Source organism: Paenarthrobacter aurescens (assembly GCF_025421775.1).
GTDB lineage: Bacteria > Actinomycetota > Actinomycetes > Actinomycetales > Micrococcaceae > Arthrobacter > Arthrobacter aurescens_B.
The window spans coordinates 1-237 of sequence record NZ_JAOEFX010000714.1 but is presented as its reverse complement, the minus strand read 5'-3'; the positions used below and the strand labels follow the sequence as shown (position 1 = coordinate 237).

The window sequence follows — 237 nt, the reverse complement described above, 5'->3', positions numbered from 1 at the left end:
CCCGCGTACTCCTCCGGATCCGGCTCCTGCGCCGAGCGCGAACGGATGAACGCCGGTCTGCCAAATGGATCCAGGACTCGCTGCGAATAGTTCCATTCCGCCAAGTGGGCCGTGATGGACATTGATGCCGTGACCATCCACTCAAAGTTGGGATTGGTCACCATGTCCGAATCTTCGTCGTGTCCTCCGAACATGGACGCCGTTCCAGCCGCGAGAGCCGTGACGCGGTGGTCAACG

Annotated in this window: 1 pseudogene; it reads right to left on the bottom strand. The window is 61.2% G+C overall.

Annotation, left to right across the window (positions count from 1 at the left end):
- Positions 1-237 (bottom strand): annotated as a pseudogene (locus N7568_RS25370) (DUF58 domain-containing protein); the annotation flags it as partial.